The sequence below is a fragment of the Thauera sp. genome (assembly GCF_035444905.1).
In the GTDB taxonomy this organism is placed as follows: domain Bacteria; phylum Pseudomonadota; class Gammaproteobacteria; order Burkholderiales; family Rhodocyclaceae; genus Thauera.
Window position 1 is genome coordinate 1 of the sequence record NZ_DAOMPS010000130.1, and the last position, 2485, is coordinate 2485.

The following is a 2485-nucleotide window of genomic DNA, read 5'->3' on the forward strand; positions in this document are numbered from 1 at the left end:
TGCCCGGCGTCAATTACTTTGGCCGGTCGACGTCAATTATCCTGGCCGGTGGAAGCGAGGCATGAGGGGTTCAGCCTTTCGGCTTTGAGGTGTTGGGGTTGCGTTGCTCAGAAGGGGCGAGCCCCTTCTGAGCAACGCGGCGACGGAAGCTCTCCACGTTCATCTCGAAGATCGTGGCGTGATGCACGAGCCGGTCGACAGTGGCCAGCGTCATGGCCGGTTCGGCAAAGACGTGGCCCCACTCCGAGAACGGCTGATTTGCAGTGATGGCCAGGCTCTTGCGCTCGTAGCGCTCGGCGATGAGCTCGAAGAGCACCGAGGTCTCGCCCTGGTCGCGGCGAACGTAGCTGAAGTCGTCGCAGATCAGCAGGTCGAAGCGGTCGAGCTTGGCCAGTTCGGCCGGCAAGCGCAGATCGCGCCGGGCGGCCTGCAGGCGCTGCACTAGGTCGCTCGTGCGGGTGAAGAGCACGCGGTAGCCGCGTTCGATGAGGGCGTGGCCGATGCTGGCGATCAGGTGCGTCTTGCCGACACCCGGCGGCCCGAAGAGCAGGATGTTCGCGCCTTGTTCGAGCCAGCTGTCGCCCTCGGCCAGCGCGGTGACGTGCGCCTTGGAGACCGTCGGCACGGCCGCGAAGTCGAAGGCCGACAGGCGCTTGTCCGGTGGCAAGGCGGACTCGGCGCGGTGGCGGTCGATGCGGCGGGTCTCGCGCTCATGCATTTCATGCTCGCACAGGGCGGCCAGAAACCGCTCGGCCGGCCAGCCCTCGCGGTTCGACTGCTCGGCCAGCGCTGGCCACAACCGCTTGATAGTAGGCAGTCGCAGCTCGGTGAGCATCATGGGCAGCGTTGCCGTCTCGATGGCGCTCATGCCGCCACCTCGTACAGTCCGTCGTAGACCGACAGCGCGGGCAAGGCGACGGTGACCGCCGGCAGGGGTGTCTGTCGGGGCGCGAAGCGCGCCTCCAGCCCCTCGAGATCGGGCAAGGTGCCCGCCTGTAGCAAACCCCCGAGGATCTGCGCGAGCTGGACCTCGCACGCGCCGCGTGCGGCCAGATCGAGCAGTCCCACCATGAGCTTGCAGGCCTGACGCTCGGGCACAGTCTCGATCAGGCGCTCCCAGGTCTGCCGGTACTCGGCGCGGGGGAACATGTCATCGCGTAGCGCCCAACGGGCAAAGGCGCCGGGTTTGCGCTTGAGCGCGGGTAGCAGGTGCCGGTAATCGACCTGCTTGCCGCGCTGCTTGCCCGCCGGCACCGTCCCGCGCACGCTCTCGAACACGCACACCCCGCCCAGCCAGCCTTCGAGGCGCTCGGGGTAGAGGCGAAACTGGAGCCGATGGCCGATCAGGCGCGAGGGCACGCTATAGAGCACGCGACGGATGCTGACGGTGCTGAACTTGGTCACGCGTGCTTCGATCTCCTCGTACTCGCTGGTCCGGCGCACCGGTAGCGCGGCGAGCTGGCTGCGCTCTTCGGCCAGGCGCGTCTGGATGCGTCGGTTCAGCCGGGCGACGACCTCTGCGACGAAACGTCGATAGTCGGCAGGGGTGGCGAACTCGCGGTGTCCGCGCAGCAGCAACGCCTGTTCGAGCGCCCCCTTCAGGCTGCCCTGACGCGACTCGATGGCGCCGTTCTCGTGCGACTGCCCGAGATTGTTCCGGCTCGGACGCATGCCATAGTGCCGACACAGATCTTCGTAACGGCGGGTGAGCGTTTCCGCTTCGGCCAGATTGTTGAACGCGGCCGACAGGCTGTCGGTGCGGTGCTCTTCGGGCACCCCACCCAGGGCCCACAGGGCATTCTGCAGACCCTGCGCCAGGGCGGCGAAGCTCTCGCCGCCGCACACGAGCTCGGCATGGCGCCAGCCCGAGTAGGCCAACGCGAACTGGTACAGGCGATGCGCGAAGTGTTCGCCGCCCACCGTGATCCTGAGTTCGTCACACACGGTGAAGTCCGACAGCGCCAAACGGCCCGGTGGATTGGCTTGCGAGAAGAACACCTCCTTCTCGTGTCCGTGCTCGGCGCGCCACATGCGGATCCGCCGCTGCAGGGTGCGCAGCACCCCATCGCCGAACACCTCACCGTGACGGCGCTGCAACTCCTCGAGCAGCGTGCGGCCCTGCAGCCCAGGTTCGCACTCGAGCAAGGGCACCAGCTCCTGCTCCCAGACGTCCGCCAGCGGATCGGCGCGCGTCCGCCATGTCCTCGGTCCGCGCTGCGACGGCAACCCGTCGGCCTGCTCGATACGCCGTGCCGAGCGCACGCTGATGCCCATCCGGGCCGCCGCGATCTGCTGCGTCGCCTGCCTTCTTGCTTCCTTGTATTTGCGCACTTGTTGGTCCGTGATCTTCTTGCCGGGCACCGAGCGCCTCCCAACGCCTGTCGTCAGAAGAGCACTCTATCCCTCGCTTCCGGACCTTCCCGGCTGCAGATCCAACCGGCCAAGATAGTTGTCGTCGACCGGTCAGGTTAATTGTCGCCGGCCA

At 67.2% G+C, this 2485-nt stretch carries 2 protein-coding genes; both read right to left on the bottom strand.

From position 1 onward, the window contains the following. Positions 1-70: 70 nt before the first annotated feature. Positions 71-868: an IS21-like element ISAZo16 family helper ATPase IstB gene (gene istB, locus PLC66_RS22530; RefSeq protein ID WP_004254443.1), complete on the bottom strand. Its 798-nt coding sequence runs from the start codon at positions 866-868 to the stop codon at positions 71-73. Then, positions 865-2361 carry an IS21 family transposase gene (istA, locus tag PLC66_RS22535; RefSeq protein WP_324544411.1) on the bottom strand — a complete coding sequence of 499 codons (1497 nt, stop codon included), beginning with the start codon at positions 2359-2361 and terminating at the stop codon, positions 865-867. The genes istB and istA overlap by 4 nt, the downstream gene beginning before the upstream one ends. Positions 2362-2485 lie beyond the last annotated feature (124 nt).